The 25,262-nt window shown below is 38.1% G+C and carries 24 protein-coding genes; 14 read left to right on the top strand and 10 right to left on the bottom strand.

Translation table 11 applies throughout. The annotated features are described in order from the left end of the window. Positions 1-195 precede the first annotated feature (195 nt). Positions 196-1,239, bottom strand: a complete 1,044-nt coding sequence (locus ESZ26_RS17050; protein WP_146800631.1) for a type IV pilus twitching motility protein PilT — start codon at positions 1,237-1,239, stop codon at positions 196-198. A gap of 68 nt (positions 1,240-1,307) precedes the next feature. On the opposite strand from ESZ26_RS17050, the gene ESZ26_RS17045 reads away from it, so the two are divergent. The 8 genes from ESZ26_RS17045 to ESZ26_RS17010 all read left to right on the top strand — a co-directional run bounded on the left by ESZ26_RS17045 (position 1,308) and on the right by ESZ26_RS17010 (position 7,049). Then, positions 1,308-1,988 carry a YggS family pyridoxal phosphate-dependent enzyme gene (locus tag ESZ26_RS17045; RefSeq protein WP_146800641.1) on the top strand — a complete coding sequence of 227 codons (681 nt, stop codon included), beginning with the start codon at positions 1,308-1,310 and terminating at the stop codon, positions 1,986-1,988. A 91-nt stretch (positions 1,989-2,079) separates the two neighbouring features. Beyond that, complete coding sequence (proC, locus tag ESZ26_RS17040; protein ID WP_146800629.1) at positions 2,080-2,895, top strand: pyrroline-5-carboxylate reductase; 816 nt, start codon at positions 2,080-2,082, stop codon at positions 2,893-2,895. 42 nt (positions 2,896-2,937) lie between these two features. Beyond that, positions 2,938-3,486, top strand: a complete 549-nt coding sequence (locus tag ESZ26_RS17035; RefSeq protein ID WP_146800627.1) for a YggT family protein — start codon at positions 2,938-2,940, stop codon at positions 3,484-3,486. A 94-nt stretch (positions 3,487-3,580) separates the two neighbouring features. Next, positions 3,581-4,021, top strand: a complete 441-nt coding sequence (locus tag ESZ26_RS17030; RefSeq protein ID WP_146800625.1) for a DUF4426 domain-containing protein — start codon at positions 3,581-3,583, stop codon at positions 4,019-4,021. A gap of 85 nt (positions 4,022-4,106) precedes the next feature. Further along, on the top strand, positions 4,107-4,700 hold the full coding sequence (locus tag ESZ26_RS17025) for an XTP/dITP diphosphatase (protein ID WP_146800623.1): 594 nt from the start codon (positions 4,107-4,109) through the stop codon (positions 4,698-4,700). Positions 4,701-4,702: 2 nt separating this feature from the next. Continuing rightward, complete coding sequence (hemW, locus tag ESZ26_RS17020; protein WP_146800621.1) at positions 4,703-5,851, top strand: radical SAM family heme chaperone HemW; 1,149 nt, start codon at positions 4,703-4,705, stop codon at positions 5,849-5,851. Beyond that, positions 5,851-6,366, top strand: coding sequence for a tRNA adenosine(34) deaminase TadA (gene tadA / locus ESZ26_RS17015; protein WP_223271700.1), 516 nt, complete (start codon positions 5,851-5,853; stop codon positions 6,364-6,366). Before hemW ends, tadA begins: the two co-directional genes overlap by 1 nt. A gap of 230 nt (positions 6,367-6,596) precedes the next feature. After that, entirely contained in the window at positions 6,597-7,049 is a 453-nt protein-coding gene (locus tag ESZ26_RS17010) for a lytic transglycosylase domain-containing protein (protein ID WP_146800619.1), read from the top strand. Here ESZ26_RS17010 and ESZ26_RS17005 read toward each other — a convergent pair. Together ESZ26_RS17005 and ESZ26_RS17000 are read right to left on the bottom strand one after the other, a co-directional pair. After that, positions 7,005-7,463: a MarR family winged helix-turn-helix transcriptional regulator gene (locus ESZ26_RS17005; protein WP_223271701.1), complete on the bottom strand. Its 459-nt coding sequence runs from the start codon at positions 7,461-7,463 to the stop codon at positions 7,005-7,007. The two genes, ESZ26_RS17010 and ESZ26_RS17005, sit on opposite strands and share 45 nt — an antisense overlap. Before the next feature lie 161 nt (positions 7,464-7,624). Then, positions 7,625-8,299: a nitroreductase family protein gene (locus ESZ26_RS17000; protein WP_146800637.1), complete on the bottom strand. Its 675-nt coding sequence runs from the start codon at positions 8,297-8,299 to the stop codon at positions 7,625-7,627. 456 nt (positions 8,300-8,755) lie between these two features. Here ESZ26_RS17000 and ESZ26_RS16995 point away from each other — a divergent pair, with 456 nt between their 5' ends. Beyond that, a complete protein-coding gene (locus tag ESZ26_RS16995) occupies positions 8,756-9,568 on the top strand; it encodes a universal stress protein (protein ID WP_170246407.1) in 813 nt (270 codons plus the stop codon). Between the two features lie 135 nt (positions 9,569-9,703). Here ESZ26_RS16995 and purL read toward each other — a convergent pair whose 3' ends face one another. Next, a complete protein-coding gene (gene purL, locus ESZ26_RS16990; protein WP_146800635.1) occupies positions 9,704-13,630 on the bottom strand; it encodes a phosphoribosylformylglycinamidine synthase in 3,927 nt (1,308 codons plus the stop codon). A 262-nt stretch (positions 13,631-13,892) separates the two neighbouring features. On the opposite strand from purL, the gene mltF reads away from it, so the two are divergent. Continuing rightward, the gene (gene mltF, locus ESZ26_RS16985; RefSeq protein WP_244947099.1) at positions 13,893-15,263 is read left to right on the top strand and encodes a membrane-bound lytic murein transglycosylase MltF; all 1,371 of its coding nucleotides are present in this window, start codon (positions 13,893-13,895) and stop codon (positions 15,261-15,263) included. Positions 15,264-15,535: 272 nt separating this feature from the next. On the opposite strand, the gene ESZ26_RS16980 is transcribed toward mltF, so the two are convergent. Continuing rightward, complete coding sequence (locus ESZ26_RS16980; RefSeq protein WP_223271699.1) at positions 15,536-15,925, bottom strand: carboxymuconolactone decarboxylase family protein; 390 nt, start codon at positions 15,923-15,925, stop codon at positions 15,536-15,538. After that, positions 15,900-16,022, bottom strand: a complete 123-nt coding sequence (locus tag ESZ26_RS19575) for a hypothetical protein (protein WP_262984200.1) — start codon at positions 16,020-16,022, stop codon at positions 15,900-15,902. Before ESZ26_RS19575 ends, ESZ26_RS16980 begins: the two co-directional genes overlap by 26 nt. Positions 16,023-16,632: 610 nt before the next feature. Between ESZ26_RS19575 and ESZ26_RS16975 the strand changes: the two genes are divergently transcribed. Next, positions 16,633-17,403, top strand: coding sequence for a substrate-binding periplasmic protein (locus ESZ26_RS16975; protein ID WP_146800612.1), 771 nt, complete (start codon positions 16,633-16,635; stop codon positions 17,401-17,403). A gap of 139 nt (positions 17,404-17,542) precedes the next feature. On the opposite strand, the gene cysS is transcribed toward ESZ26_RS16975, so the two are convergent. Further along, positions 17,543-18,928, bottom strand: a complete 1,386-nt coding sequence (gene cysS, locus ESZ26_RS16970; protein WP_146800610.1) for a cysteine--tRNA ligase — start codon at positions 18,926-18,928, stop codon at positions 17,543-17,545. Positions 18,929-19,118: 190 nt separating this feature from the next. Between cysS and ESZ26_RS16965 the strand changes: the two genes are divergently transcribed. From ESZ26_RS16965 to ESZ26_RS16955, 3 genes are all read left to right on the top strand, one after another. Next, positions 19,119-19,610, top strand: coding sequence for a peptidylprolyl isomerase (locus ESZ26_RS16965; protein WP_146800608.1), 492 nt, complete (start codon positions 19,119-19,121; stop codon positions 19,608-19,610). Positions 19,611-19,619: 9 nt separating this feature from the next. Next, on the top strand, positions 19,620-20,375 hold the full coding sequence (locus ESZ26_RS16960; protein ID WP_146800606.1) for a UDP-2,3-diacylglucosamine diphosphatase: 756 nt from the start codon (positions 19,620-19,622) through the stop codon (positions 20,373-20,375). Positions 20,376-20,527: 152 nt separating this feature from the next. Then, positions 20,528-21,559, top strand: a complete 1,032-nt coding sequence (locus ESZ26_RS16955; protein WP_223271698.1) for a GGDEF domain-containing protein — start codon at positions 20,528-20,530, stop codon at positions 21,557-21,559. A gap of 2 nt (positions 21,560-21,561) precedes the next feature. Here the strand turns inward: ESZ26_RS16955 and miaE are convergent, their stop codons facing one another. The 3 genes from miaE to ESZ26_RS16940 form a co-directional block, all read right to left on the bottom strand. After that, entirely contained in the window at positions 21,562-22,329 is a 768-nt protein-coding gene (gene miaE, locus ESZ26_RS16950; protein ID WP_146800602.1) for a tRNA isopentenyl-2-thiomethyl-A-37 hydroxylase MiaE, read from the bottom strand. 391 nt (positions 22,330-22,720) lie between these two features. Further along, entirely contained in the window at positions 22,721-23,755 is a 1,035-nt protein-coding gene (locus ESZ26_RS16945; RefSeq protein ID WP_146800600.1) for a homoserine dehydrogenase, read from the bottom strand. Positions 23,756-23,806: 51 nt separating this feature from the next. Further along, positions 23,807-25,243, bottom strand: a complete 1,437-nt coding sequence (locus tag ESZ26_RS16940) for an aldehyde dehydrogenase family protein (RefSeq protein ID WP_146800598.1) — start codon at positions 25,241-25,243, stop codon at positions 23,807-23,809. Between the last annotated feature and the right edge of the window lie 19 nt (positions 25,244-25,262).

Raw genomic sequence — 25,262 nt, 5'->3', positions numbered from 1 at the left:
ACATTAATTTTAGCGTGTTTTAAAAACCTCTAAATTGGTTTTTATCAACCGCTTTTTCCATCGCATCTTGTTTGGTGATTAAGCCTCGATTAACTAGACCTTGTAGACAACAGACACCCATGGTTTGAGCTGGTTTTAAAACCTCTACATTGATCTTAGCTCGCTTTAAAACATCTACATTAATTTTAGCGTGTTTTAAAAACCTCTAAATTGGTTTTTATCAACCGCTTTTTCCATCGCATCTTGTTTGGTGATTAAGCCTCGATTAACTAGACCTTGTAAACACTGATCCATGGTTTGCATACCATGCGTCATACCGGTTTGAATGGCACTGTACATTTGCGCTATTTTATCTTCACGAATTAAGTTTCTTATTGCCGGAACGCCCAACATTATTTCATGAGCGGCAACACGACCACCGCCCACTTTTTTAATAAGAGTTTGCGAAATAACCGCACGAAGTGATTCTGACAACATTGAACGCACCATAGATTTCTCTTCACCTGGGAAAACATCAATTATACGATCGATGGTTTTTGGTGCTGAGGTTGTATGTAAGGTACCAAAAACTAAGTGACCGGTTTCCGCCGCTGTCATCGCTAAGCGAATCGTCTCTAAGTCACGCATTTCACCAACAAGAATAACATCAGGGTCTTCACGTAAAGCACTGCGCAGGGCAGCTTCAAAGCTTAGCGTATCGCGATGGACTTCACGTTGGTTTATTAAACATTTTTTGTTTTCGTGCACAAACTCAATAGGATCTTCAATGGTAAGAATATGATCATGTTTGTTGTTATTAATATAATCGACCATAGCCGCTAAAGTGGTCGATTTACCTGAGCCTGTTGGACCCGTGACTAAAACTAAGCCGCGAGGTATATCAGAAATTTCCCGAAATATATCAGGACAGCCTAAATCATCTAAGGATAATATCTTGCTTGGGATAGTACGAAATACCGCTGCGGGGCCACGATTTTGATTAAAAGCATTAACACGAAAACGCGCTAAATTAGGCACTTCAAAAGAAAAATCGACTTCTAAATTTTCTTCATACTCTTTGCGTTGGCGATCATTCATAATATCATAGACCAGAGCATTAACATCTTTCTCGTCAAATGCTGGGATATTGAGTTTACGTACGTCACCGTCGACACGAATTGAAGGCGGAGTGCCTGCAGATAAATGTAGATCAGATGCATTATTTTCCACACTAAAGGCAAGTAATTCGGTAATATCCATAAAAAGACCTCTTAATAATTATTTTTTATAATATAAAGTAAGTTGAAACTAAATTGACACAAAACAATATGACACCCATTAAAGATAATCTTGCTAAGATAAATCTGCAAATTTTTAATGCTTGCGAGCTAGCAAAACGCCCAACTTCACAGGTTACCTTACTCGCGGTAAGTAAAACCAAAACCAGTGCCATGATCGAACAAGCTTATTTAGCAGGTCAACGAGAATTTGGCGAAAACTATATCCAGGAAGCCGTTGAAAAAATAGCAGACTTACAACGTTTGTCAGATATTACTTGGCATTTTATTGGTCCTATACAGTCAAACAAAACACGATTAATTGCCGATAACTTTGCTTGGGTACATAGTGTTGACCGCATTAAAATAGCAAAACGTCTTAATGATCATAGGTCTAGCCAAGATACTCCCCTCAACGTTTGTTTACAAGTCAATATTAGTGGCGAAGAAAGCAAATCTGGCATAGCCGTTAAAGATATTAAAGCGTTAGTTGATTGTATTGACCAGTGCCGACATTTAACCCTACGCGGCTTAATGGCTATCCCTGAGAAAAATGCCTCTGAACAAAGTTTTGAAAAAATGCAGCTACTTTATGCACAATTAAAAAAAGAACATCCTAGTATGGATACTTTATCGATGGGCATGTCAGGTGACTTAAGTGCCGCCATTGCCAAAGGTTCGACTATGGTCAGAGTTGGCTCAGCGATTTTTGGCGCAAGAGAAGATAAATAGTTATATTAGGATACAATCTATTTCACTTTCTTTAGGTATAATTCGTTACAATAGTTAAAATATTTACTCTCTTATTTATCATAGGTATTTCATGACAAAAATTGCTTTTATTGGCGCTGGTAACATGAATGGCGCAATTATTTCTGGCTTAGTAAAAACAGGCTTTGCCGCTCAAGACATTATCGTATCAAACCCTTCACCTGAAAAGCGACTGGCTTTACAAGAGCAACTTGGCATTAAAGAAACCGCTGACAATATCGTTGCCGCTAATTTTGCAGACTTTATTGTACTTGGTGTTAAACCACACTTTATTGCTGATGTTTGTCAAAAAATTAGTCAAGAAATTGATATAAGCAACAAGTGCTTTATTTCCGTTGCTGCTGGCTGCACCGTAGCTCAAATGAAAAAAGCCTTAGCCAAGCCTTGTGCTATTATTCGCACTATGCCCAATACCCCCTCACAGATTGGGTTAGGTGTTAGTGGCTTATATGCCGACGAAAATGTTAATCCTCAACAAAAAATAATTGCTGAAGAGCTTATGAGTTCGGTGGGTATTATAAAGTGGTTAGCCACTGAAGATGAAATTGACAATATTATTGCGGTTTCTGGCTCAGCACCTGCTTATTTCTTTTTGTTTATGGAAGCAATGGAAAAACAAGCGATAACATTAGGATTTTCAGCACAGGAAAGCCGTGAATTAGTACAGCAAACCGCTTTAGGTGCTGCGCAAATGGTAGTCAACAACGACATTCCAATCAGCGAGTTACGTGCTAAAGTCACCTCTAAAGGTGGTACAACCAATGCTGCTATCAATTCTTTTATAGATGATGGTTTGGAACAAATAGTAACAAATGCAATGAACAGTGCATTGCATCGCGCTAAAGAAATGGCGCAAAATAACGGTTAAGACCGTTTGAATTTTATTAATTATTAAGTTTTGGAGAAGTAGATGGAAGCCATTAATTATTTGCTGAGTTTTGCCTTTGACGCATTATTAATGTTGTTAGTTTTACGTGTATGGCTACAATTGGTCCGTGCAGATTTTTATAACCCGTTAAGTCAGTTTATTGTAAAAGTAACCAATCCAGCCGTTATTCCGCTTCGTCGCGTTATTCCTGGTTTTGGTGGTATTGATGTTTCAACATTACTGTTAGCTTTTGCCGTTGCAACGTTAAAGTTTATTATTATCCCATTACTTAATGGCGGCGATCTCAATATTATTTCGGCGCTGTACTTTGGCCTTATCTATTTAATTAAACAAACCGGTGTATTGCTGTTTATGCTAATGCTAGTTATGGCATTAATGAGCTGGGTAGTGCAAGGATATAATCCTACACAAGCTATCTTTCAGCAGCTAACTGAACCGTTTTTAAAACCGATAAAGCGTATTGTACCCAGTATTGGCGGTCTAGACTTATCTATACTTATTGCTTTCTTATTATTAAACGTGATTAATATTTTTCTATCTGGCGCCGTTCCTGGTTGGGCAATGCTATAATAACGTAGCAGCGATTAAACAGGCTTTGTAATAATTTTGCTACAAAACCTGTCTTATTAAATGTATGGCTCATTAAGATAAAAAGGAACACATTATGAAAAACATCTTCCAAACCTGTTTATTTATTATTTTAGTTTCATTGACCCTAGTCAGTAACGTTTTTGCTGAAAACATGAAGAAAATGGGTTCGATGCAAGTGCATTACATGGCAATAAATGCCACGTTTTTAACGCCAAAAGTCGCAAAAGCTTACGACATTGAACGTAGTCGTTTTAACGGTTTAATTAATATTTCGGTTTTAGACGATACTAAACCGTCGACACCAGCTAAAGCAGTAACCATACAAGGCAAAGCACGAAATGATATTGGTCAAATCAAAACCCTTGAATTTGACGAAGTAAAAGAAGGTGATGCTATTTATTATTTAGCACAAGTTAATTACACCAACGAAGAAACCTTTTACTTTGATATCACCATTAGTGATGGCAAAGAAACCCACCAGCTTAAATTTAAACAAAAATTTTATGTTGATTAATCGCTAATTGCAGATAAATAATTAATATATAAAATCAGGTTTTACCTGATTTTATTTTTTCATTTCTATACGCTCAAGGTACAAAATGTCAACCATCGTATTAGCCACAGGCAACCCAGGTAAAGTTAAAGAACTCAGCCATTTATTAGCCGCACATAACATTGAAATAAAACCCCAAAGTGAATTTAATGTCAATGATGTGGCAGAAACAGGCACTACTTTTGTTGAAAATGCCATCATTAAAGCGCGTCATGCCGCTAAAATAACGGGCTTACCAGCAATCGCCGACGACTCTGGCTTAGAGGTTGATGCATTAAATGGTGCACCGGGTGTTTATTCAGCGCGTTACGCAGGTGAAAACGCTAGTGATAGTGATAACACAAATAAACTGTTAAAAGCACTAGAAAACACACCTGATGAACAACGTACCGCTCGTTTTCATTGTGTGCTGGTTTATATGAAACACCAACACGATCCAACGCCGATAATTTGTCATGGCGTTTGGGAAGGCACAATTACCCGTGAAAAATTGGGCGAACAAGGTTTTGGTTATGATCCTATTTTTTGGCAAGAGTTACAGCAACAAACATCCGCACAATTGCCTCGCGATTTAAAAAATAGTTTAAGCCACCGCGGCCAAGCACTTGCTCAACTTGTGCAACATTTTGGTGTTAAATAATAATGCTTCAAGCGCCCCCGCTTTCTTTATATATCCATATCCCTTGGTGTGTGGAAAAATGTCCGTATTGTGATTTTAACTCGCATGCCTTGAAATCAGCGGTTCCAGAAGAAGAGTATGTAAGACATCTAATTGATGATTTAGATGCAGATATCGCCAAATTTTCTTTGAGTGATCGGCCACTACACACTATTTTTATTGGTGGTGGTACACCGAGCTTATTTTCAGCACAGGCGATTGAAAGTTTATTAACGCAAGTTCTTGCGCGCTTCGAACATAAAGATGACATTGAAATAACGTTAGAAGCGAACCCAGGCACGGTTGAAGCTGAAAAATTTATTGGCTTCTTTAACGGCGGTGTTTCAAGGCTATCCATTGGCGTACAAAGTTTTGAATCTGACAAGCTCATAAAATTAGGTCGAATTCATGACAGTAACCAAGCAAAAAAAGCAGCCGAGTTGGCCTATTCTTGTGGCATAAAAACCTTTAATCTTGACTTGATGCATGGCTTACCACAGCAAAACATTGCTAACGCCCTTGATGATTTAACCACGGCTATTTCACTGAATCCAACCCATTTATCTTGGTATCAGTTAACAATAGAGCCCAATACCGCTTTTCATTCTCGCCCGCCTAAATTGCCTGAAGACGAAGTACTCTGGGATATTCAAGATCAAGGTATCGCCTTATTAGCGGCAGCAGGTTATCAGCAATACGAAATCTCGGCTTACAGTAAACCCGGTTTTGAATGTCAGCATAATATCAATTACTGGCAGTTTGGTGATTATCTGGGCATTGGCTGCGGCTCACATGGCAAAATAACAGATCCTCTTAATAATAAAATTTTCCGTACCATCAAAGTAAAGCACCCTAAAGGTTACTTAGACGAGAGTCGCCCGCATCTTGACCATTTAGTTGAAGTCAGTGCCCAAGAGTTACCCTTTGAATATATGATGAACAGACTGCGCTTACATGAACAGTTCAGCTTAACGGAATATCAACAAAGAACAGGCTTATCGATTGATACTGTCTTGCCAACATTGCAAGTCGCTAAACAAAAACAATTGATGCAAGAAAACACTGATGGCACTTGGCAAGTCAGTAAACTAGGTCATCGTTATTTAAATGATTTACTCGAGATGTTTTTATAGTGGCGGTTAGTGAAGAGCAGCAAGCATTCGACCAAACGTTTATGCAACGAGCTTTTGAGCTCGCTCAGCAAGCAGAAGCGATTAACGAAATCCCGGTTGGTGCTGTGGTTGTCGCTAATAATAAAATTATCAGCGAAGGCTACAATCAATCTATTACATTGAACGACCCTTCAGCCCACGCTGAAATGGTTGCGATACGCCGTGCTGGCTTAGCCTTACAAAACTACCGTTTGCTCGACTGTACACTCTATGTAACATTGGAGCCTTGCCCGATGTGCGCTGGTTTATTAGTACATAGTCGAATTAAACGTGTGGTATACGCGACGCCAGATTTAAAAACTGGCGCGGCAGGTAGCGCCTTTAATTTATTGTGTGATAAGAAGCATAACCATCAAATTGTGCTATCTTCAGGGATAATGGCAGAAGAATGCAGCCAATTACTGTCCGCTTTTTTTAAACGCCGCAGAGCTGAGAAAAAAGCGTTAAAACAGCAAGCGAAGTTAGCACAAAAATAAGCGCTAACCTCAGTATTATTGTTACTTCAACCTAGAGCGTGTTATTGAAATTATCTTGCGGCTTATTTTTCCTACTGGTGTGCTTTACTCATCATGTCATTGCACAAGATAGTGTAAAGGTATAGCAATACCAGTCAGAAAAAGGCATCAGCTCTTTTTCTGATATTCCCCCCGTAACCTCAAGTTATCAACAGGTCAGCATAGGTTGCTTTGCCTGTAAACTTAACGCTATGGTTAACTGGCATAACACGCGCTTGTTTATTGATCACTTCACAACAACCATCAATCAACAAGCAAAGCTTTATAAAATAGACCCTGCCCTTATTCTTGCGGTCATTCATGCAGAGTCACACTTTAACCCGCTAGCTTTGTCTAAAACTGGCGCACAAGGGCTAATGCAGTTAATGCCGGCAACAGCGAAAGCGTTAGGCGTTAAAAATTCCTTCGATGCTAAACAAAATATTAGCGCGGGCACTAAACATTTAGCACGTTTAATAAGGAAGTTCGGTGGTAATATTACGTTAGTTTCCGCGGCCTACAATGCAGGCGAAGGTGCGGTTAAAAGATATAACGGCGTGCCACCCTTCCCTGAAACTGAAGTTTATGTTGAACGGGTAAAAATTTTACATCAGCGTTATTTAGCCCATATCACCGCTTTGCCCTTTTTTGTACCAACGAATTAATTCTTTTTGATCGCCAGGAGCATCTTCACCTTGCGCTATTTTAGTGAGCGCTTGTTTCGCTAGTAATTGTTCAACTTTATCTTCAAGTTTACTGAGCGCATTATAAAAAGCACTCGTTTCATCAGCGGTTAAGACACTTTCAAGCTCTTTTGACCGCATCTCCATCGCGGCAGTAAGTTGTTGATATAGTAACTTACCTTGGTCATTTAAGGCTAAAATCTTAATATTTTTACTTTTTTCATCTCGACGAATATCGATTAAACCTTTCTTATCTAATGCTTTTACTGCACGACTAACATTATAAGAATCAATACGAGATTGGTAAGCAATATCCGCTGACTTAATTGGCATGTATGAGCCAATATTTAAGAGAACACGCATTTCTCTTGGCTCTAAGTCACAGAGATCTCGAATCTTCCAGTCACGATTTAACGCGAGTAAATTACTAACAACCGCGACTCTAAACGGTAAGTGCTTTGTTAAATCTAATGGTTGAGCTATTTCTTGCGTTAGCGTAAACGCTTTATTTCTGGCAGATGTAGTAATGAGAGTACCTCGAGATTTTAAAATAATGACTAGATAAAAGTCGCAATTTCATTCAATGGTTTTTTAACTAGAGCATGGTGAGGCACAGTAGCATCTTCGCCTGGATAGCCAGTGATAAGTAACATATAAGCACGGTCATTTTCTGGTCGTCGACACACTTTACTTAAAAAAGACATAGGTTTTGGGGTATGTGTTAGCGTTACTAAGCCAGAGGTATGTAAGGCATTAATTAAAAAACCCGTCGCTATGCCAACAGATTCATGAACATAATAATTAGTTTTTTGCTCTGCTGAACTTATGCCACCTTTCTTTTGACTAAAAATGGCAATCAGCCATGGTGCACTTTCTAAGTAGGGTTTATTAGCATCGGTGCCGAGCGCTTTTAAAGCACCTAACCATTCTTCACCTGCCCGGCCTTGATAAAAGCCTCGTTCATGAAATTCAGCTTGTTCTCTAATTTGCTTTTTTATATCACTGCTATGTACAGCGACAAAGTGCCAAGGTTGGTGATTAGCACCACTTGGCGCTGTTGCAGCAGCTTTTATACAGTTCTCTATAATCTCTTTAGGCACAGGGCGATCGCTAAAGCTACGAATGCTATGGCGACGTTTTATATCCAAGTAGAAATTTTCAGAACGCAAGCGCATTTCTTCTACGGGGTATTCAATGTAATCGGTGAGCGGGCTTGAGTCATGATCTTGCATCAAACTTTATCCTTTTTATTTAATACGACTAGCTAGCAGGATATAACACTGCACAGATATTGCAAGTGCAACAACAATAACAGGTTGGCATGCTATTTTTCGTAGCTATATTTTTACACTATTATTGATAAGGTAAATAAATTGAAATCAAATCAGTAAAGTAAAATTATGCTTTATAATTTATATTAGAATTAACGCTATTATTTTCAACGAATTAAAATAAATCGTTAAAATCTGTGTATATTTTATACTTTTTTATGATTATTTTATTATAAATCCTTCGTTTTTAAGTTTAAATAAGTCTTGTGGCTACATAAAGTATTTTCATAAATAAACTATAGTTAATCATGTGGTGTTAAAGTAACCGGAGACACTTGCATGGATAGCTTCTCAAATATATTAACGCTAGTTCAGCCTAGAACGAGCGGTTTAATCTCACTCAAAAAATCGATACTTTTGGCTAAAAAAAATCACGCATCCGTGACTGTTTTAGCAACAAAAGAAAAACCTTCTGCCTATCAACGCTGGCTTAATCATAAAACAACGACTGAAGTAGTTAATGAAGATAAAATTAATGGCTTAATTGACCTTGCCAAACAAGAAGGTATTTCTATTGACTATAAAATAAGGGAGGAGCGCGATCAATTTATCGCACTAAAAAAACAACTCAAGGAAAACCAGTATGACTTGGTGGTAGCAGAGAGCTTCAAAGAAGCATCACATCTTTGGACATTTGAACAAGCAGAATATACTCATTTATTACGTGTTTCAGATACCTCAGTTTTATTCGTTGGTGACCATAAATGGTTAAATAATGGCAATGTACTGGCGGCTATAGAAACAGAGGAAAATACCGTAACGCATAAAACATTTAATAACGAAATTATTGAAAAATCATCTGATTTAGCAAAACTATTAATGAGTGATATTCATTTGTTTAATTGTTATTTAGAAAGTTGCAGTGTTTCCTTTCAGCCAATGGACCCAATGAAACAATCTAAAAATCATTTAGATAATCTAACATCATTTGTTAAACCCTATTATTTTGAGGGTAAATGTTTACACGTTGAGGAAGGATTAGCCGATGATATTATTCCATCTTTAGCAAATAAATATAATGCGAATGTTGTGGTTATGGGATATGGGGAACACCAAGGATGGTTATCTAGAATTAAGGGGCACACTCTTGATTATGTTTTAAATAACTTATCTTGTGACTTGTTAGCATTAAAGCAATCTAATAACCGTGCAAATAAGCCACACCACTGAGTAATATTGTTTAAAACAACGCTATAAATAATTTTCTTAAAGAGTGAAAATTTAGCCAAAAAAATACCGTTCACCTTAAGTGAACGGCATTAACTGATTAAGTGCTTTATTGTTAACTAGACCGACTAGAAGAAATTAACCAATAAAAGCACGCGCATTACGAAACATGCGTACCCAAGGCGAATCTTCTTGCCATTCGTCTGGATGCCAAGAGTTAGCAACCGTTCTAAAGACACGTTCTGGATGCGGCATCATAATAGTAACGCGACCATCTGTTGTGGTTAGGGCGGTAATACCGTCTGGCGAGCCGTTCGGGTTAGCCGGGTAAGTTTCAGTAACTTGACCATAGTTATTAACATAACGCATTGAAACCGTGCCAGAATCATTGGCAGCGCCAATAGCCTCTTCAGAGCTAAATTCTGCATGACCTTCACCATGAGAAACAGCAATCGGCATACGAGAACCTGACATGCCTTTAAATAATACTGACGGGCTTTCTTGTATTTCAACTAATGAGAAACGTGCTTCAAAACGTTCAGATTTGTTTTGTACAAAATGTGGCCACGCGGCTGAACCTGGAATAATCTCTTTCAGGTTAGATAACATCTGACAGCCATTACAAACACCTAAAGTAAAAGTATCTTGGCGTTCAAAAAAGGCTTTGAACATGGCTTTAGCGTCTTTGTTAAACAAGATTGATTTTGCCCAACCTTCGCCAGCACCTAAAACATCACCGTAAGAAAAACCACCACAAGCGACTAAACCGTTAAAGTCAGCTAAATCGGCACGCCCTGATAAAATATCAGACATATGCACATCAATGGCAACAAAACCAGCACGGTCAAAAGCGGCCGCCATTTCAACATGAGAGTTAACGCCCTGCTCACGCAATATCGCAATTTTAGGGTTAGTGCCCTGCAGTGAATCTTGTGCTATTAACTTAGCAACAATATCCTCATTGATATCAAAAGTAAGCTCGGCATGTAAACCTGGATCTTCGGTATCGTATTTAACATCATGTTCTTGTTGAGCACATTCTGGGTTATCACGCAGTGACTGCATTCTATAGGTAGTTTGTGCCCAGACAGTACGATAATAAGTACGAGAATTTTCAAGTACTACCTTGCCATCACGGCTAAAGCGCAGCGTGTCTTCGTTATTAATGCGGCCGATATCAGTACAACAATCTAAAATCCCATGAGCCGCTAAAATAGCATCAATGGCTGCAACATCGCTTTCACGAATTTGAATAACCGCGCCGAGCTCTTCATTAAACAATACGTCAATGTCATTACCTGAAACTGAGTTTAATTTTGTTAAATCAATATCAACACCGGTGTGACCTGCAAATGCCATTTCTACGACGGTGGTAAATAAACCGCCATCAGAAATATCGTGATAAGCAATAAGCTTTTCATCACGCACTAAGGTTTGCATGGCATTAAAGAAACCTTTTAAGGTTTCAGGACAATCTACATCAGGTGTTTCTTTACCTAAGTGCTTATAAACTTGTGCTAGACATGAGCCACCTAAGCGCTTTTTACCCTTTGATAAATCAATAGCAACAATTCGAGTGTCGCCTTGGTCTATTCTTAATTCTGGGGTCACGGTTTTGCGAATATCTTCAACAACACCAAATGCAGTAATGATTAATGACATAGGTGAAGTGACTGATTTCTCTTCGCCGTTGTCTTCCCATTTGGTTTTCATCGACATTGAGTCTTTACCAACTGGAATAGTTAAGCCAAGCGCAGGACAAAGTTCTTCGCCGATGGCTTTAACCGCTTCATACAAACCAGCATCTTCACCTGGGTGACCTGCCGGTGACATCCAGTTAGCAGACAATTTAATACGGTTTAAATCACCGATATCTGTACCGGCAATATTGGTGAGTGACTCAGCGACCGCTAAACGAGCAGAAGCGCCAAAGTTTAGTAAAGCAACCGGTGTACGTTCACCTAAAGACATCGCTTCGCCGTGGTAAGAGTCGAGCGCAGAGGCGGTAACACCACAATCGGCGACAGGTACTTGCCAAGGACCAACCATTTGATCACGATTAACCATACCGGTTACCGAGCGATCGCCGATGGTAATGAGGAAGGTTTTTTCTGCCACTGTCGGTAATGACAATATGCGGTCCGCGGCATCAGCTAAAGTAATGTCCGTTAAAGAGAATACATCGCCTGCTGCTTTAGCTGTGGCGACATCTTTAAATATTTTAGGCGTTTTACCTAATAAAACTTCAAGCGGTAAATCAATCGGGGTATCGCATTTCGCATTACCAGAAAAATGTGCATCAGTAACCGTTAAGTGTTCCTCTTCGGTAGCGCGGCCCACCACTGAGAATGGTGCACGCTCACGCAGACATATTTGTTCAAATGTCGCTAAATTTTTATCTGATACCGCAATAACATAACGTTCTTGAGATTCGTTACACCAGATTTCATGAGGAGCCATGCTGCGTTCATCATTAGGGACATTACGCAGTTCAAAAACACCACCACGGCCACCGTCAGACACTAATTCAGGAAATGCATTCGATAAACCACCTGCGCCAACATCATGAATGAAGGCGATAGGGTTGTCTTCACCAAGCTGCCAACATTTATCGATAACTTCTTGGCAGCGACGTTCCATTTCAGGGTTTTCACGTTGCACAGAAGCAAAATCAAGGTTCTCGGCTGATTGGCCAGAAGCCATTGATGATGCAGCACCGCCGCCTAAGCCGATATTCATTGCTGGCCCACCAAGTGCGATTAAATGAGCTCCGACGATAATTTCACGCTTTTGTACATGTTCGTCACGAATATTACCCAAACCACCGGCTAGCATAATGGGTTTATGGTAACCACGAACCTCTGAGCCATTGAACGAATTAACTTCTTCTTCGTAAGTACGAAAGTAACCTAAAATAGCCGGACGACCAAATTCATTGTTAAAAGCTGCACCGCCTAATGGGCCTTCCAACATAATATCTAATGCTGAAACGATACGACCCGGTTTACCAAAATCGGTTTCCCATGGTTGGACAAAATTAGGAATACGTAGATTTGATACTGAAAAGCCGACTAAACCTGCTTTAGGTTTAGAGCCAATACCGGTTGCGCCTTCATCACGAATTTCACCACCTGAGCCTGTCGCTGCTCCAGGGTAAGGAGAAATAGCTGTTGGATGATTATGCGTTTCCACTTTCATTAAAATTTGAATGTCTTCGTGATGATAACTATAAATATTGGTTGCTGGATTAGGGAAGAAACGACCGCCCTTATTACCGACCATAACGGCGGCATTATCTTTATAGGCACTTAAGACAAAGTCAGGGTTTATTTCATGAGTGTTGCGGATCATTTTAAACAGTGATTTCGGCTGTTTAACACCATCGATAGTCCAGTCAGCATTGAATATTTTATGACGACAATGCTCAGAGTTTGCTTGAGCAAACATGTAAAGTTCGATGTCGTGTGGGTTTCTACCTAATTTGGTAAAGTTTTCGAATAAGTAATTAACTTCATCTTCAGCTAACGCTAAGCCTAATTCGACATTGGCTGCCATTAATGCATTTTTGCCGCCATTTTCAATATCAATAACGGTTAATTCACCGGGCTCTGCGGTAGCAAAGAGTGCGGTAGTTGCTGACATTTCAGTAAAGACCGTTTCCATCATACGATCTGAAATTAACTGATTGAGTTGAGCTTGCTGCACTGTATTTAAAGATTCGCCAGTAATATAGTAAGCAATGCCACGTTCTAAACGGTTCACTTTCGCTAAACCACAGTTATGAGCGATATCTGTTGATTTTGAAGACCAAGGGGAAATAGTACCCGGACGCGGAGTGACCAATAATAATTGACCAACAGGTTCGTGCTCTTTAATGTTTGGTCCATACTTAAGAAGTTGCTGTAAAACTTGAAACTCTTCGTCGTTAAGATCAGCTGAGATATGTGCAAAGTGTGTGAATTCAGCGTAAATATCTGTCACAGGAAGTTCTAATTCAGCACATTGAGCTAATAACTTTTTAACTCGAAAGTCTGAAAGAGCAGGAGCGCCGCGAAGGGTTTTCATCAACATCGTCATAAACGTAATCACCAGTTTAGTTATATTTTAATTGCGTTTTCGCCGTTAAAATAATGGAAGAAAAATCGCGCATATTATAGTTTATATAAAGGGTTTTGATAAGCGTTAAAAGATTAACTTAAACAGTTAATCTTGATAATTGATAAAAAGTGCTTTGAATAAAGCTGGAATCACGCCACAATGACGTTATATGAATAAGATAAATTTTAAAATAGTTAAAAGAATCAGCAAGTTTGTAAGTATATTCTTTTTGAGTTCTTTTTTGCTGTTTGGCTGTCAGCCCACAGAAAATAATGCCAGTTTGCAGCGAATAATTGAGCGCGGCTATATTAAGGTCGGTACTATTTATGGCTTAACCAGTTATTATCTAGAAGCTGAAGACGCTGCTGGTTTTGAATATGAGCTGGTAAAAAATTATGCTGACTCATTAGGCGTTGAATTAAAGGTAGTGCCTAGCTACAGTCTTGAAGAACTTTTTGACAAATTAGACAGCGGCCAAGTCGATATATTAGCAGCGGGCTTAGCGGTTACTGAGAAAAGACGTCAAAAATATAATTTCTCCCCTAGTTATGATGATATCAGCCAAAAACTTGTTTTTAAACAAGGAGGCATTCGACCTCGTGACTTAGAAGATTTAACGGGGAATTTACTTATTATGGCTCATTCAAGCCATGAAGAAAATCTTATACAATTAAAAAATAGCCACCGTGATTTAACTTGGCAAGTCAGTGATGAATTTGATAGCGAAGAATTATTACTGAAAGTATTATCAGCAGAAATCGACTACACCATTATCGACAGTAATACCCTAGCGGTTAATCGCCGTTATTATCCTGAAATAAGCATTGGCTTTACCATCAAAAAACCACAACCTTTGGCTTGGGCGGTTAGAAAAAATAATGACCAATCAATTTATGCCAGTCTTGTTGAATTTTTTGGCAAAGTACATCACGACGGTACATTATTAGCACTCGATGACAAATATTATGGTCATGTTGAAGAGTTTAATTATGTTGATACTAGAATGTTTATTAAAGCCGTTGAAGGTAAACTACCTCAGTACCAACCCCTCTTTGAAAAGTATAGCCAAGAGATTGATTGGCGATTATTGGCCGCCATTAGTTATCAAGAATCTCATTGGGAACCGCACGCACGTTCCTATACCGGTGTTCGCGGTATGATGATGCTAACCTTGCCAACGGCTAAACAAATGGGTATAAAAAGTCGTTTAGATGCTGAACAAAGTATTCGTGGTGGCGCTAAATATTTTAAGCAAATGATTGATAGAATGCCCGATAGAGTCCCTTTCCCTGATCGTTTATGGTTTGCACTTGCCTCGTATAATATTGGTTTAGGTCACTTAAATGACGCACGAAAAATCACAGAAAAACAAGGAGGCGACCCCGACCGCTGGGTAGAGGTTAAAGATCGCTTACCATTATTAAAACAAAAGAAATATTACAAACCAACTCGATACGGTTATGCACGTGGTGATGAAGCGGTCAATTATGTTGAAAACATCAGACGTTACTATGACACCTTGACTTGGATGGATAATAAATCAAAAGAAAATGCTCTTCCTGAACCATTTGAAACTGAAGCAGTCGCTATAATAGAATAACTTAAATTGATAATCTGTGTTAATGTGAAGTTACTTATTATTTCACTTAATAACTTTTTGGTTGTCATCAAAGTGAAACATAGTTAAGCAATACTAAGTAAGTAGATAAATTCAAGGAGAGACAAGATGAACAATAAAATTAGACGACAAGTACAAAGTACCCATAGAAAAAGACAGTTACAACGACAAAAACATAAGATAAATACCCGTCGCTTGGGACACTTTTTAATAGAAAACCAATAGAAAATCACTATTGGTTTTCACCAAAGCCTCTAAATATGCTTACCTTGAGTCCATGTTGACTCTGTTAACAGTCGATTACCTGCCTCAATAGCTCCTGTTTCCATGGTTGTCCCCATAGAGTCATTCCAACGATTTAAAAAACCAAATAAAGAAATAACGCTTAGGATCTCAATGATTTCACCATCATCCCAGTATTTATGCAGTTCACCAGAAATACTATCGTCAACAGCATTGGGGACACTTGAAGCCGCAAGCGCAAATTCAAACGCTGCTTTCTCCGCGGTACTGTAGCTATTACTTGTTCGAAACGACCAAATATTAGCTAATCGTTGCTCCGTTCCGCCATAGCGCTCAGCCGCTAAAATAGTGTGTGCTTCGCAATAGCGACAGCCATTATTGGCACTGGTTATAATAAGCAATTAAACGTTTTTGTTCTGCCGTTACTCTGCCTTCATTTGCCATAACAGCCATATTTAAATTAATAAAAGCCTTAGCGATAGCAGGACGTCGTTGCATGGTCAGTATACTATTAGGACAAAAGCCTAATGTTTCATTAAAAAAAGAGCAAGCGCTGTAACTTCTTTATTTTCATCGCTTGCGAGTGGCTCAACTAACGCCATAGCTATCTCCAAATATTAATCTAATTGTTCAAGATACTTTAATACAAAGTGATGATATTGCAAATGCAACATTAGAGTTTGTGTAGCCAATAGGTAAAATATCGGATAATAATGCTTTAGAGTTGCACCTAAACACCTAGTAAAATTAAGGCGAATTCCCTTTATAATCGATATAAAGTTAAATCTCTCCAGTTAAGTAGCGCAGCGCTAATAAGCTGGAGAGCCTATTAAATCTGACAATTTTTTCTTAATCTAGCAAATCATTAACATGGTCATCGACCCAAATAATTTATTTTATCGAAAATAAACGCTAGGTTTTGCATTTAAATTAAGCTTATGTCAATGTAGGTGTAACAAATTGTTGCTGCTGGTCCCCTTGATAGTGCAATATGATGATATAAATTTGTCTATAAAGCGCTTCTCGACGAATAAAACTAACCGTAATATTAAAATGTATATTCAACAAATAAAAGATTAGTCAATTAGTGAAACATGGAAGAAAGAGCATGAAAAAATATTTACTCTTAGGGCTATTATTAATTTTTAATAGTTCAGCTTATACGGCCTCTTCAAGAGATTATGCTGTTGGCTGGGAATTGTGGTATCCCTATCAATATCATAATAAAAAACAAGAGCTTGTTGGTTTAGATTTTGATATCTTCAATGCGATTATAAAAGAAGCTAATCTTAAAGTAACGTTCACAGAGCTCCCTTGGAAAAGACATTTACAATACATAAAAACAGGTAAAATGGATATGGCGATGGGCGCATCTCATACGCTTGAACGTGAAGAAAGCGCATACTTTTCTTTACCTTACCGACTTGAGAAAGTTAATCTTTTTGTTAAAAAAGGCATGACTGATAAAATCAAGCTAGAGACATTAAGTGATCTCATTAATTCTAATTACATGATTGGTGTTGAAGGTGGATATTTTTATGGTGAAGAGTTTCAAGAACTGGTAACCACAAAAGATTTTCATAGCCATATTAATAACGTTATCGACTTAGAGCAAAATGTGGCGTTATTACTAAAAGGACATATTGACGGATTTTTGGTCGACCCCGTGACAATGAAAGTGTTCTCTGAAAAGTACGCTTTGCAAGATGAATTTGAAATGCATTCATTGAAAATATACCAAGATAATATTCATATTATGTTGAGCCGTGAATCCTGTAGTCTTGAAACACTTAATCTTATTAATAAAGCCATTACCAAATTAAAGACAAACGGCGAGATTGCTAAAATTATTAACCGCTGGACAGTAAATAATCAGTAGTTATCGACTTATTTCGCAAGCCATCTAATAAAAAAAGCAAGGTAGTAAATGTTAGATACGCTTTAAAATAAAAAACCTCAATAACAATGTGTTATTGAGGTTTGATTTTTTAAGCTAGTGGAATTTATCAGACGATGACCTAGCCTTTACGCCAAGTGGTTTTACCTGCACTGTCCTCAACGATAATATTCATCGCCGCTAATTTATCTCGTGCTTCATCAGCTAGTGGCCAGTTTTTGCTTGTTCGCGCATCATTACGTTGTTTTATTAGCGCTTCAACTTCAGCGACTTCATCGTTGTCACCTTTTCCTTGTAAAAAGCTTGCTGGAGATAATTGTAACAAACCAATTAATTCTCCCAAACCTTTAAGCGTTGCAGCTAAATAAGGCGCCTTATCACTGTTGCCATTCTTAGCGACATTTAACTCCTTCGCTAAATCAAATAATACCGCTAAGGCTTGTGGCGTATTAAAATCATCGTTCATTACTTTAATAAATTGAGCAACAAAGCTGTCATTCTTATCTAGTGAAAAATCAACAAGCACCTCTACATCACGTAAAGCCGTGTAGATACGCTCTAACCCAGAACGTGCCTGTTCTAAGTTATCCGTAGAATAATTCAACTGGCTGCGATAATGTCCAGACGTTAAAAAGAATCTGACGGTTTCTGAGTCATACTGGCTTAACACATCACGAATAGTGAAAAAGTTATTGAGTGACTTTGACATTTTTTCTTGGTCAACTTGCACCATGCCGGTATGGATCCAATAATTCACATAAGGTGAATCAAGCGCACAACAACTTTGTGCTACTTCATTCTCATGATGAGGAAACTGTAAATCTGAGCCACCACCATGAATATCAAAATGATGGCCGAGTTCTTTAGCACTCATCGCCGAACATTCAATATGCCAACCAGGACGCCCTGCTCCCCAAGGTGATTCCCAACTTGGATCGCCCGGTTTAGCTGACTTCCATAAAACAAAATCCAGTGGTGATCTTTTGCTTTCGTCTACTTCAACACGAGAGCCCGCTTGTAATTGCTCTAAATTTTGGCCACTGAGTTTGCCATAATCTGCAAAGCTAGACACAGCAAATAATACATCGCCACTACTTGCGACATAAGCATGCTCTTTTTCAACAAGCGTGACTATCATGGCAATAATTTCGTCCATGTGCGTGGTCACTCTTGGCTCTATGTCTGGTCGTTCGATATTCAAGCTATCAAAATCTTCATGCATTAAGGCAATAGTTCGCTCGGTAAGCTCGTCTGGCGTTTCGTTATTTTCTTGTGCCCGCTTAATGATTTTATCTTCAACATCGGTGATATTACGGACATAATTTACGTCATAACCAGAAAACCTTAGATATCTAGCAATGTTGTCAAAGCTAATATAAGTGCGACCATGACCGATATGACATAAATCGTAAACTGTACAACCACACACATACAAACCTACTTTACCTGCTTCAATTGGGGTAAAAATTTCCTTCTGGCGGGTCAATGTATTGTATATCTGTAACATAAGATTTTCTGGCTCCGATCACGATTAAAATAGGGGTAATTAATAGTTAATAAAAATTCGATGAATTTTCGATAATTGTACCCGAACAAAGCGCTAGGGTCATTATTTACCTGCACAATATCCATAAGTTTGCTTTACAGTTCTGTGCTTTCGTTTACAATTCCCACATCGAAATTGAAGAGTAAATAAAATGATCATTTTAAAAACAAACTTAGGCGATATCAAAATTGAATTAAATTTTGATAAAGCACCTCTTACAGCAAAAAACTTTCAGCAATATGTTGAAGAAGGCTTTTACAACGGCACTATTTTTCATCGTGTCATTAAAGGTTTTATGGCACAAGGCGGTGGTTTTGCTTCTGGCTTAGATGAAAAAGATTCTCGTGAAACCATTCAAAACGAAGCAAGTAATGGCTTAGAAAATAAGCGTGGCACTTTAGCGATGGCAAGAACGCAAGAGCCACATTCAGCTTCAGCTCAGTTTTTTATCAACTTAAGCGACAACGATTTTTTAAATTTTAAAAACGAATCTGTGCAAGGTTGGGGTTATTGTGTATTTGCTGAAGTTGTTGAAGGCATGGACATTGTTGATAAAATGACTCTGGTTGAAACTGGCCGTATGGGTTTTCACGACGATGTACCAACAGAAGAAATCATTATTGAATCAGCAATTGTTGAATAATAAAGTTTAGTGACTAACGCAACAAAAAACAAATCAGTAACCTATTTTATTGCTGATTTGCATTTAGCGCAAAACAGGCCAGATATCACGGCCTGTTTTTTATCATTCCTCGAAAAAGATGCCCCTAACGCCGAAACACTTTATATATTAGGCGACTTATTCGAATACTGGATTGGTGATGATGATAAAAATCCTTTTGTCGTCGAAGTAGCCCTCGCGCTAAAAACATTAAGTATGCTAGGTACTGATATTTACTATATTCATGGTAATCGAGACTTTCTCTTAGGTAAACGCTACGCCAAAGCTTGCGGCATGACGTTATTACCTGAAGTAGACGTTATTGACCTATATGGTAAACCGGTCGTTATTATGCACGGTGATACTTTGTGTACGCGTGATATTGCTTATCAAGCTTTTAGGAAGAAGTCTCGTTCTTGGTGGTGGCAAGCTATTATCAAAAACTTACCCTTGTTTGTGCGTAAGAATATTGCCGAAAATTATCGCTTAAAAAGTGCCAGTGCAACCGCAATGAAATCACAAGAAATAATGGATGTCACCGAAACAGAGGTGATCGCCATGCTTGAGTTACATCATTGTCAGTTACTTATTCACGGTCATACTCACCGCCCTAACATCCATCATATTCAGGCAAATAATCTACCTGCGCAACGCATCGTCTTAGGTGACTGGTATGAACAAGGCGCGTGGTTAAAGGTTACAAGAGACAGTATAGAGCTACTTTCTCAAGCCTTTAAACCACATTAAACGCTTTTTTATCAATAAATTAATGTTACTTATGTGAATAAGTAATATACCAACAGATAAAAGTTTATAAAACCCTCGTTCCTGTAGGCTTTTACATTGAGTTTCTTTTTAGTTAACTGCTATTATGTAAAAAAAACAATAAAGGAAGTATGATGCCGGGAAGTTTTAATCAAACGATGAAAATTGCGGAACAAGCTAAAGAATTTATGCTTGTGCATCAAATTACGCCAGTACCCAGCCATTACGCTGTTGCCTATTGTTATGTTTCTGAAGAAAATTTGTTGCTGATAAAAAAAATAGATGAGCAATTAGCCAGCAAAAAATCTTTAGACGCTATTTTTATCGATGCATTGTTTAGTGAATTTCTTTCTAACAGCCAAAATATTGAAGATAATATTTTTACGCCTTTTGGTGAAACTCTGACTAGCACCTTAGCGCAACTTGAAAACCACGTTTCTAGTGAAAAAGCGACTATAAGTCACCTCAATAAAATAGGTAAGACCCTAGGTCAGTTAGGGGAATATAAACCTCTCCAAAATATTACTACTTTTCTACTTAATGCTATCGGACAATCAACCGCCCAGCACCAGTCTTTATCTACTGAGCTCTATAAAGCTTCAGAAGAAGTTTCACAGTTAAAACAGAAGTTAGAAGAGTCACGTCAAGAAGCCTTAATTGATACCTTAACAGGACTATTAAACCGACGAGGTTGTGATAAAAGATTACAAGCGCTATCGCTTAATAACATTCACTCATCATTAGTTATTGATATTGATCACTTCAAAAAAGTGAATGATTCTTTTGGACACAGTGTTGGCGATAAGGTGATACAGTTAGTGGCAAAAATCATCAAAGAACACGTTGCACCTGATGATATTCCGGTGCGCTACGGCGGTGAAGAATTCGTAGTGGTTTTATCAAACAAATCACAACAATTTGCTCATACTATCGCTGAAAAAATACGCTTGGCTATTGCCAAGTTAAAATTAGTACAACGTCAAAGTAAAACCCAGCTTCCACCTATTACGGTATCTATTGGTGTTGCCGAACTACAAAATAACATGACGTGGACAACCTTATTTAATAATGCCGATCAAGCGCTATATAAAGCAAAAGATTCAGGAAGAAATTGCTGCGTTTTGGCAAGTATCAATACCGCAGCTCAACTTGAATTGGCTAACTAAGCTTAAAGAGTGGCTGCTGGTAAGCCACTGTGGAACTTAAAGTCTTCATCTGGACTAATAATTAGCGCCGCTTCGATATCAGCAAAACATTTCACTCGTTCAGAAATATCTTTTCCAGCAATCTCTGTCGCTAATGATAAGTAGTCTTGGTAATGCCTAGCTTCAGAGCGCAATAATGAAATATAAAAATCGCCAAGACGTTTATCAACATGAGGCGCTATTTTAGCAAAACGTTCACACGACCTAGCTTCGATAAAGGCGCCAATAATTAACTTATCAACCATAGCATCAGGTTCAAAAGATTTTACATTTCGCAGTAAACCTTTTGCGTATCGGCACGGTGTAATACTTTTATATTCAACACCATACACATCCATCATTTCTAATACTTGGTAGAAATGATGGAGCTCTTCTTTTATCAGTAAGACCATTTTGTCGATAAGGCCTTGCCCATGAGCTGAACCTGACTTAGGTAATATGGCTTTAGTTAACTTGTTTTTTGACGGTAATGAACGCCAATCCCCTTGCCTTTTATAAATTAATTGCTCAAAAGGCTGCAGCCATGCTAATAAAGCATCACCACTTTCTTTATCAACCGCATACTTACGGATAAGAAACATAGCGGACTGAGCTGCTTTTAATTCACAGACGAGATGATCAATTAAAATTATCGATAAATTTTCAGGCTTTTTGGCTTCATCAACCCAGGCATCAGGTGTTTCACATTGTAAAAAAGATAAGATGGGTGCTAATAATTTGGCTGTCGACATTTCGGGAAGTTCTTCGCTATATACACTATATTACTATTGATTTTAACATATACAAATCAAGAATTACCCAGCTATTTACCAATAAAATTAAATACCAAGTAATATTTGATATTTTAGATTCTAACTTGGACATTACTTCAAAAATCTAGTCACAAAACGGTATTAATTTATTGTTAAATAATCAACTTGCCTAATGCTCACTAAGATACGATATCTGACCTTAATAATAATTCTATTTTTTATACTTAATTCGTTCTGGTGGTATAATTAATTAGGGACGATGAGGGGGCAGCTTTATGATCATACAGCTGATATAAATTGATTATTGGGGAAAAATCGTCTAATTATGTCAATATCATTACCCAAATAATATTGACATATTGGTGACTTTTTAGGTTGATTTTTTATGTATCAAAAGTATATCTTCAATAACAGCATATCCTGTTTCCAATCGTCCAGCACCGGGGCCAATTAAGGTAATATCCCCGAGTAATTCTGTTGTATAGGTAATAGCATTTGTTGCGCCTTTGATGGATGCTAATGGATGTTCACTCGATACCATCTCAGGTTTAACTGAAGCGGAAAATCCATCGCTATGTTTTTCGACCGTTCCAATTAATTTCCAATGCTTATTTAAAGAAGTGGCGTCAGCAATATCAGCATTTGTGATATGGCTAATGCCTTGACGATCTACATCATCTAATGTGAGCGATAAATCCATTAAAAGGTTTCCTAAAATAACGACTTTTGCAGCCGCATCATACCCCTCTACATCACCAGTAGGGTCTGCTTCAGCATAACCAAGTTCTTGAGCCTGTTTAAGAGCATCTTTATATTTTGAACCTGAAGACATCTCACCTAAAATATAATTTGTTGTGCCATTAAGGATCCCTTGAACTTTTGTTATTCCTGCGGCTAACAACATTTCGTTACCTAAATTTATTGAAGGAGTTCCACTCATTACAGTACCTTCAATACCAATTTGAACATTTTTGCTTAGTGCTAATTTGCGAAGTTCAGGAAAGTGTAAAGCCACGGGCCCTTTATTAGTCATAGAAACATGCATTCCATTATTTAATGCCTGTCTAATATGACTTACTGCTGGCTCACCTGTTTGTAAATCGGTAAAAGCAAGTTCGACTAGAATATCAGCTCCACTATTATCAATTGTCTCTGTTGCATTCCAACCAGTGATTGGAGCAAGCGTACTTTTTAAATCTCCATTTTTTTCTAGATCAGATAATAAAGTTTCAGGGTCAAAGCCGTTAGAGTTATAAATACTGCCTTTGTATAAGTCACATACGGCTACGATGCTTAAATTAATACCAAACTTTGCTATTAATAGGTTTTTTTTGTCACTAATAATTTTGGTTAGGCCTTGACCAACATTCCCAAAACCAATTATCGCTAATTTATATGTTTTCATTGCGTTCTTCCTAGATTATCTATTTAAAATGTAGAATGATTTTCGATAGCGTTATTTTCGTAAATTAAAACAATAGGTTTTTATGTCTGTCATTTCTTTAACTGCATTCATAACCCCCTCTCGACCAACACCTGATCCTTTAACGCCACCAAATGGCATTGCATCAATGCGATAATCACTACTGTCATTTATCATTACACCACCACAATCCATCGAGTCTGCAAGTTCAAAAGCTAATTCAAGGTCATTGGTAAATATTCCAGCTTGTAAGCCAAATTCAACATCATTTGCTTGAGTTATTGCTTCTTTTTTATCAGAAAATCGATATAACACAGTGACAGGTCCGAACACTTCTTCTTTGGCAATTAAGCAATTACTGCTTACATTGGCGAAAACAGTCGGTTGAAAAAAGTTTCCCTGCCTTTTCCCTCCACACAATAGTGTTGAGTTTTTATCAAGCGCATCTTGTACCATCTCCTCAACTTTTAGAGCAGCACGACGATTAATCATTGGGCCCATCTGTGTAGACTCAGAAAGCTTGTCTCCCATAGAAATTTCACTTGCACGACGACAAAATTCTGCAGTAAACTGATCATAGATATCATCTTGAAGATAAATTCTTTGAACATGTAAACAGTTTTGGCCTGCAGCCCAGAAAGCACCACTCACACAGGCCTCCATAGCCAGATCAATATTTGCATCATCCATTACTATTACCGGACAATTACTGCCAAGTTCCATAGATATCTTCTTTAAACCAGCGAGACTTAAGATCCTTTCTCCGACACTTTTCCCTCCGGTAAATGAAACCATATTAATACGAGGATCTGAAACGATCATATCGCCTATCTCTATTCCATAACCTGTAACTAAATTTAAAATGCCTTTAGGTAAACTTGTTTTATTGAAGAGTTCTACAAGCAATTTTGCAACAAGAGGCGTCTCGTGGTGAGGTAAAAGGATGACTGAGTTTCCTGCAGCTATAGCCGGACCTATCTTGTGAGCGACTAAATTTAAAGGATCATTAAAGGGAGTAATAGCGGCAACAACGCCAAGCGGTATCCTACGATAATACCCGAACCTATTTTCAGAGTCAGGTGCTTGATCAAAAGCAATCGTTTCTCCCGTTAAACGTCTAGCTTCTTCTGCACTGATCCGTATGGTCTCTACACACCTAGAAACTTCTTTTCGCGCTTCATTAATTGTTTTAATACCTTCACGAGCGATCATTTGAGCGAACAATTCTTTTTGATTACTTAAATTATCAGCAACTTCATTTAGTACAGACATTCGTAAATTTGAAGAAAGTTTTTTCGCTTTTTGGGCTCCTATTACTGCGGCCGCAATAATAGCGTCAACTTCACTTACAGAGTTGTTCACAACGGTACCGACTAAACTACCATCTTCAGGGTTTAACACTTGTATCTGTGGTTGTGAATTTTTTAAAGCTACCGTCGTTGGAGAAGACAAACCTTGTATTGCAGACATGGAGATATTCCTTGTTTAA

The organism is Colwellia hornerae, assembly GCF_007954355.1.
GTDB classification, from domain to species: domain Bacteria; phylum Pseudomonadota; class Gammaproteobacteria; order Enterobacterales; family Alteromonadaceae; genus Colwellia_A; species Colwellia_A hornerae.
This window is presented reverse-complemented; position numbering and strand designations above follow the sequence as displayed.

What these genes read in the sequence shown, in the direction of transcription:
- ESZ26_RS17050 (WP_146800631.1), bottom strand. Translation starts at nt 1,239, where the DNA reads ATGGATATTACCGAATTACTTGCCTTTAGTGTGGAAAATAATGCATCT.
- ESZ26_RS17045 (WP_146800641.1), top strand. Translation starts at nt 1,308, where the DNA reads ATGACACCCATTAAAGATAATCTTGCTAAGATAAATCTGCAAATTTTT.
- proC (WP_146800629.1), top strand. Translation starts at nt 2,080, where the DNA reads ATGACAAAAATTGCTTTTATTGGCGCTGGTAACATGAATGGCGCAATT.
- ESZ26_RS17035 (WP_146800627.1), top strand. Translation starts at nt 2,938, where the DNA reads ATGGAAGCCATTAATTATTTGCTGAGTTTTGCCTTTGACGCATTATTA.
- ESZ26_RS17030 (WP_146800625.1), top strand. Translation starts at nt 3,581, where the DNA reads ATGAAAAACATCTTCCAAACCTGTTTATTTATTATTTTAGTTTCATTG.
- ESZ26_RS17025 (WP_146800623.1), top strand. Translation starts at nt 4,107, where the DNA reads ATGTCAACCATCGTATTAGCCACAGGCAACCCAGGTAAAGTTAAAGAA.
- hemW (WP_146800621.1), top strand. Translation starts at nt 4,703, where the DNA reads ATGCTTCAAGCGCCCCCGCTTTCTTTATATATCCATATCCCTTGGTGT.
- ESZ26_RS17010 (WP_146800619.1), top strand. Translation starts at nt 6,597, where the DNA reads ATGGTTAACTGGCATAACACGCGCTTGTTTATTGATCACTTCACAACA.
- ESZ26_RS17000 (WP_146800637.1), bottom strand. Translation starts at nt 8,299, where the DNA reads ATGCAAGATCATGACTCAAGCCCGCTCACCGATTACATTGAATACCCC.
- purL (WP_146800635.1), bottom strand. Translation starts at nt 13,630, where the DNA reads ATGAAAACCCTTCGCGGCGCTCCTGCTCTTTCAGACTTTCGAGTTAAA.
- ESZ26_RS19575 (WP_262984200.1), bottom strand. Translation starts at nt 16,022, where the DNA reads ATGCAACGACGTCCTGCTATCGCTAAGGCTTTTATTAATTTAAATATG.
- ESZ26_RS16975 (WP_146800612.1), top strand. Translation starts at nt 16,633, where the DNA reads ATGAAAAAATATTTACTCTTAGGGCTATTATTAATTTTTAATAGTTCA.
- cysS (WP_146800610.1), bottom strand. Translation starts at nt 18,928, where the DNA reads ATGTTACAGATATACAATACATTGACCCGCCAGAAGGAAATTTTTACC.
- ESZ26_RS16965 (WP_146800608.1), top strand. Translation starts at nt 19,119, where the DNA reads ATGATCATTTTAAAAACAAACTTAGGCGATATCAAAATTGAATTAAAT.
- ESZ26_RS16955 (WP_223271698.1), top strand. Translation starts at nt 20,528, where the DNA reads ATGCCGGGAAGTTTTAATCAAACGATGAAAATTGCGGAACAAGCTAAA.
- miaE (WP_146800602.1), bottom strand. Translation starts at nt 22,329, where the DNA reads ATGTCGACAGCCAAATTATTAGCACCCATCTTATCTTTTTTACAATGT.
- ESZ26_RS16945 (WP_146800600.1), bottom strand. Translation starts at nt 23,755, where the DNA reads ATGAAAACATATAAATTAGCGATAATTGGTTTTGGGAATGTTGGTCAA.
- ESZ26_RS16940 (WP_146800598.1), bottom strand. Translation starts at nt 25,243, where the DNA reads ATGTCTGCAATACAAGGTTTGTCTTCTCCAACGACGGTAGCTTTAAAA.